This window comes from Dietzia sp. SLG310A2-38A2 (genome assembly GCF_014145095.1).
In the GTDB taxonomy this organism is placed as follows: Bacteria; Actinomycetota; Actinomycetes; order Mycobacteriales; family Mycobacteriaceae; genus Dietzia.
Genome location: NZ_JAALDX010000122.1, coordinates 1 through 5,166 on the forward strand (window position 1 = coordinate 1; position 5,166 = coordinate 5,166).

Here is a 5,166-nt window from a genome sequence, read left to right on the forward strand (position 1 = left end):
TGGCGGGTCTGTGGGAGGCCCGCCGCGACCCCGGTGACGAGACCGTCACACAGTTGTCGTGCACGATCCTCACCACCGAGGCGCTCGGACCGCTGCGCCGCGTCCACGACCGGATGCCATTGGTTGTGCACCCCGCCGTGGTCTCCGACTGGCTCGACCCCGCCGTGATCGGCGACCCGAGGGCCCTGGTCGGCGGCGCGGGCGGCGATCTGGGGCAGTGGGCCGAATCGGTGGAGATCAGGCCGGTCTCACGCGCGGTCTCCAACGTCCGGAACGAGGGTCCGGAACTGGTCCGTCCGGTGGACCCGACTGCCGGGATGCTCTTCTAGCGCCGCGTCACCGGGCGGCGATCGCCGCCGTCGTGGCGCCCGTGAGGCCGACGAGGTCCGAGGGCGCCAGTTCGATCTCCCACCCCCGCCGGCCGGCGCTGCACAGGATCGTGGGGTGATCCCACGCGGATCGGTCGACCACCGTCGCCAGGGGCCTCTTCTGCCCGAGGGGAGACACTCCGCCGACCACGTACCCGGTGGTCTTCTCCGCGACGTCGACGGGGGCGAGTGAGGCCTTCCCGGCGGACAGTGCGGCGGCCGCCGCCTTGAGGTCGAGCATCGCCGTGACCGGCAGGACCGCGACCGCCAGGGGGATCCGGGTACCCGCCGGCGGTCGGGCGGTGGCGAGCACCAGCGTCTTGAACACCCTGGCGGCGTCGACCCCGAGTCGCTCGCCCATCACTCGGGCGGCCTCGTCGCCGAACGCCCCGGTGCCCGCGTCGTAGGTGTGCACCTCGTGGTCGACCCCGGAGGACCGGAGGGCGGCGATGGCGGGGGTCGCCGCCGAGTCGGACTTCCCGTGTCCCGGGCGCTTACGGCTCATCCTCCCCAGCCTAGTGACGGGGTCGGCCGGAATAGCGTGACCGTGGTCGGTGTTGAGGAGAGCAGGTACCCGGGACTGTCTCCGGGATCGGGAGAGGAGGGTGCGATGCGGACCGCGGTCCTCGACGCCCCCGGCGTGCGGATAGACTCCGGGTCATCGACAGGTGAGGAGTACCGGTTGCCGACCGAGTTGCAGCCCGACGAGTCCGACCAACGCGCCGAACAGTTCGAGGAGTTGGCCATGCCGCTCCTCGATCAGTTGTACGGTGCCGCGCTGCGGATGACCCGCAACCCGGCCGACGCGGAGGACCTGGTGCAGGAGGCGTACGCGAAGGCGTACGCGGGGTTCCACTCCTTCAAGCCCGGGACCAACTTCCGGGCCTGGATGCACCGCATCCTCACCAACGCGTACATCAACCACTACCGCAAGCGGCAGCGCCAACCCGCCCAGTATCCGACCGAGGAGATCACGGACTGGCAGCTGGCGGCGGCGGCGGAGCACACCTCCACCGGCCTGCGCTCGGCGGAGGTCGAGGCCATGGAACTGCTGCCGGACGACGAGATCCGGTCCGCACTCGCCCAGCTCCCGGAGGAGTTCCGGATGGCGGTGTACTACGCGGATGTCCAGGATCTGCCGTACAAGGAGATCGCCGAGATCATGGACACCCCGTTGGGGACCGTGATGTCACGCCTGCACAGAGGACGTAAGCAGCTCCGCGAGCTGCTCCGGGACGTGGCGACCGAGCGTGGCTTCGGTCGTGACAGGACGGAGGGCGCGAAGTGACGAGGGAACACGACCCGCGACTCGAGCAGATCGGCTGTGAGGCCGCCCGACGCGACCTGTCCCTTCTCGTGGACCTCGAGTGCGACGACGCCTGTCGCTCGAGGCTCGAGCACCACCTCGCCGGGTGTCCCCCCTGCCGGGAGCTCTTCCTCTCGGAGCGGCGGCTCAAGGCCAAGTTGTCCAGCTCGTGCTGCGAGAAGGCGCCGTCGGGGCTGAGGGAACGACTCATGGTCGAGATCCGCCGCACCACGGTCACCACGACCGACTCCGACGGGACGACGGTGGTGCACCGGACCACGACCGTCCACCGGCGGGACGCGCACTGACTTCACCGGAGACGAGGCGAGGGGCGGGCACCGTGTCGGTGCCCGCCCCTCGCTCGGTTCTGATGGTCCGGACTCAGCTGTTCGGACGCTTGCCGTGGTTGGCGTTCTTCTTACGGCGATCCCGCCTCTTGCGGCCACGCTTGCCCATGGTCGCCTCCTTTCGTCGGTGTACAAGTCTCCCATGAGAACCCCCGTGTGGTTGCATTGAGGAGTCCGGGGGCCGCCGCGTGAGGAAAGCAGAGGAACATCCGAATGACTGAACAGGTCCGTGCCGAGATGGTCGCGAACGTCATGGAGGTCGTCGCCGCCGTCGGCACCGAGGTCGCCGAGGGTGACACGATCGTGCTCCTCGAGTCCATGAAGATGGAGATCCCGGTGTTGTGCGAGACGGCCGGCACCGTCACCGAGGTGGCCGTCGCACCCGGGGACGTCATCCAGGCCGGCGACCTCATCGCCGTCATCAGCTGACGGTCGACCGTCACGACGAAGGCCGGTTCCCCCCTCCCATGAGGGAGGGGGAACCGGCCTTCGTCATTCTCGTGAGGTCAGGCTTCCGTCAGGTCGCCGACCAGACCGCGTACGGTGGTATCGCGGTCACCAGAGAGCGGTGATCAGGTGGTGGTGATCAGACCGCGGTGCGGGTGCGGGCGCGACGACGCTTGAGCGCGCGACGCTCGTCCTCGCTCATGCCGCCCCAGACGCCGGCGTCCTGGCCGGACTCGAGTGCCCAGGCCAGGCACTCGGAGGTGACGGGGCAACGGTTGCAGACGATCTTCGCCTCGGCGATCTGGGCGAGGGCGGGTCCGGAATTGCCGACGGGGAAGAACAGCTCGGGATCCTCGTCGCGGCAGATGGCCTTGTGGCGCCAGTCCATGGGAACTCCTTACGGTTACGAGACCGTTATCGGATCAACCGGACACGAGAAGACGCCGCCGACGCACCGATCTGTAAGAATCGGCGCGCGGACGTACGTGTTCTGTCACATCCGGCGATGTGGTGGGGGGTGTACCCGCTCCGCGGGCTCGCTCCGTGAGGAGTAGCTCTCGGTTAAGGCAAGGCAAACAATGTGCGTCTGCGCTGTTACGAATGATCGTGCCACGATTCCATGACAAGTCAACCCTCTCCCGCTGCGATGTGGCAAAGGTCACCCCGGTTGTCAAATCGAACCGAAATCCCACGCCAGAGGCTGTACTGGGTTAATCGGAGTCCAGTCCACAAGGGTGGTGCGGGCCCGGCCGTCACCGCGACATAGGCTGTGGAGGTGAACGTGAGCCGACCTGACGACCACCGTCCCCCGCTGGATCGCCTCGATCCCCGCACGGCGATCCCCACGCCCGTGCGGGTGGCCGGGTGGATCTCCTCCGCGCAGGGGCTCATCGGAGTGGGGGTGGCTGTGGCCCTTGCCATCCGGGCGGCCGGAGGCCATCGCGAGGAGACCGTCGTCATCAGTGGCTACGGCACCGCGGTGTGGTTCGCGATCCTCGGGGGCGGTCTGCTCGCGGCCGGTGTCGGTCTCCTGCGGGGTCGCCGGTGGGGCCGGGGACTCGTGGTGATCGCGGAGCTGCTGTTGCTGTTCGTCGCCTGGTACGTGGGGGTGGGCTCGGACCAGTACCTCGCCGGTCTGATCCTCGCCGTGGTCTGCGCGGTCGCGTTGGTGTCGCTGTTCCGCAGGGACGCGATCGAGTGGTACGCCGTCTGACCCTCCCGGCGCACGTCGCTCCCTGATCGACCCCGGCAGGTCAGGCGAGGAGCTTGTACGCGCGGATCTCTCCCTCGTGGCGCTCGTACAGGATGTCGCCGATCTGGGCGAGCCCGGTCACGGCTTCTCCCGGTGTCGCCTCCCGGGGGAGACGACGGACCTCGCGCCCGGTGTCGTGATCCAGGAGTGCGAGCCCGTCGGCGACCGGCACGAGTACCCACTCGCCGTTCGCATGGGCCCCGGGGTCGGGGGACCAGCCTCCGGTCAGTCCGGGGCCGGTCGACCCCTCCAGAGTCCACGAGTATCTCCCGGACGGACCGTCGAAGGCGTGCGTGGAACGTCCGTCGAACCACCGGACCTGATCGCCGTGACCGGAGACGGACTCGTGTGAGGGCGGCACGGCCGGCTCGCCCTCCAGGATGAGGACGGTCGAGTGTTCGGTGGGGGAGGTGAACCACTCGACGGTCCAGTCGGGGCCCTGGTTCCGGAGCGCCAGGACCCCCTGCTCGGTCACCTCGATGATCCACAGACCGTCGGCACCTGTCGGGTCCGAGGCGATCTCCTCCGGGGCGCGGTTGTCCTCGGGGACGGTCGTCGAGATCGTCAGCCTGACGGAGTCCTCCCCGGGGCAGCGTTCCGTCACGGCGAAGCGCTCGTCGGTGAGGTCGGCGGTGACGAGGGTGCATCCGGCGCGGGGCTGCATCCCCGCCTCCTGTGGAGCCTCCACGGCCCCGTACTCGACGGTCCGGACCAGGTCGTCGCGCCAGATCTCCAGTCTGTCCGGGCTGAACGCCATCACGTGCTTCCACGAACCGGTGAGCTCCATCGAGTCCGGATACGCACTCTGTCTGGTGCTCGTGTACTCCTGCCGGCTCGGGTCGAGGGACGTCACGTCACTGCACCCGGAGGCGCCGTCGAACGCGGCGACGAGCCGATCCGCGTAGAACGCGCCGGCACAGAACCGCCCCGCGTGCGTGTAGGACCAGCTCTCCTCACCGGATCCCGCGTCCCGGCCGACGAGCACTCCGTCCGGGGAGATGGTGACGAGGTTGCCCTTGGTGGTGAGCGGGGGACCGGTCCCGGCGGACTCGTGCGTCCAGAGCGGTTGGAGCGACGTGGGGGGATCGGTGGCCGGACCGTACTCGGGCTGCTCCACCTCCGCTGCGCGCAGCTCCGATCTGGCCGCGCTCCCCGACATCACCAGGGCGGCCGCCACCAGCACCATGACGACGGCGATCACCCCGGCGGTGACGAGGTCGCGTCGCGTCCGGCGTTCGGGGGGGACGTCGACGAACGGCAGACGGCGGCCGGAACCGCTCCTCAGTGTGCGCACGTGCCTTCCAGGGGGTGGAGGTCGGGTCAGTCCCGGCCGGATGAGTCGGAAGACGACGAGGGACGACGCCGCCGGCGCCGACGCCGCGGGGCGCCGTCGGCGGAGGACTCGGTATCGGACCCGGCGTCCCCGCCCGAGGCGGCGTCGGAGGC

The 5,166-nt window shown here is 69.5% G+C and carries 8 protein-coding genes; 5 read left to right on the forward strand and 3 right to left on the reverse strand.

What is annotated here, in order from left to right; translation table 11 throughout:
• The coding region (locus G6027_RS04585) for an SOS response-associated peptidase family protein (protein ID WP_182635805.1) at positions 1–329 on the forward strand (329 nt) is incomplete at its 5' end.
• A 7-nt stretch (positions 330–336) separates the two neighbouring features.
• Here the strand turns inward: G6027_RS04585 and G6027_RS04590 are convergent.
• Positions 337–873 (reverse strand): YbaK/EbsC family protein, encoded by a 537-nt coding sequence (locus tag G6027_RS04590; protein ID WP_182635807.1) that lies wholly within the window; start codon positions 871–873, stop codon positions 337–339.
• A 105-nt stretch (positions 874–978) separates the two neighbouring features.
• Between G6027_RS04590 and G6027_RS04595 the strand changes: the two genes are divergently transcribed.
• The 3 genes from G6027_RS04595 (at position 979) to G6027_RS04605 (ending at position 2,450) form a co-directional block, all read left to right on the forward strand.
• Positions 979–1,656 (forward strand): sigma-70 family RNA polymerase sigma factor, encoded by a 678-nt coding sequence (locus G6027_RS04595; protein WP_179524792.1) that lies wholly within the window; start codon positions 979–981, stop codon positions 1,654–1,656.
• Positions 1,653–1,982, forward strand: a complete 330-nt coding sequence (locus G6027_RS04600) for a zf-HC2 domain-containing protein (protein WP_182635809.1) — start codon at positions 1,653–1,655, stop codon at positions 1,980–1,982. Before G6027_RS04595 ends, G6027_RS04600 begins: the two co-directional genes overlap by 4 nt.
• Positions 1,983–2,234: 252 nt before the next feature.
• Complete coding sequence (locus G6027_RS04605) at positions 2,235–2,450, forward strand: biotin/lipoyl-binding carrier protein (RefSeq protein WP_187702593.1); 216 nt, start codon at positions 2,235–2,237, stop codon at positions 2,448–2,450.
• Between the two features lie 157 nt (positions 2,451–2,607).
• Here G6027_RS04605 and G6027_RS04610 read toward each other — a convergent pair whose 3' ends face one another.
• On the reverse strand, positions 2,608–2,856 hold the full coding sequence (locus G6027_RS04610) for a WhiB family transcriptional regulator (RefSeq protein WP_179524794.1): 249 nt from the start codon (positions 2,854–2,856) through the stop codon (positions 2,608–2,610).
• A gap of 393 nt (positions 2,857–3,249) precedes the next feature.
• Here G6027_RS04610 and G6027_RS04615 point away from each other — a divergent pair, with 393 nt between their 5' ends.
• Positions 3,250–3,681 carry a hypothetical protein gene (locus G6027_RS04615; RefSeq protein ID WP_346995630.1) on the forward strand — a complete coding sequence of 144 codons (432 nt, stop codon included), beginning with the start codon at positions 3,250–3,252 and terminating at the stop codon, positions 3,679–3,681.
• A 40-nt stretch (positions 3,682–3,721) separates the two neighbouring features.
• On the opposite strand, the gene G6027_RS04620 is transcribed toward G6027_RS04615, so the two are convergent.
• On the reverse strand, positions 3,722–5,014 hold the full coding sequence (locus G6027_RS04620; protein ID WP_182635811.1) for a hypothetical protein: 1,293 nt from the start codon (positions 5,012–5,014) through the stop codon (positions 3,722–3,724).
• Positions 5,015–5,166 lie beyond the last annotated feature (152 nt).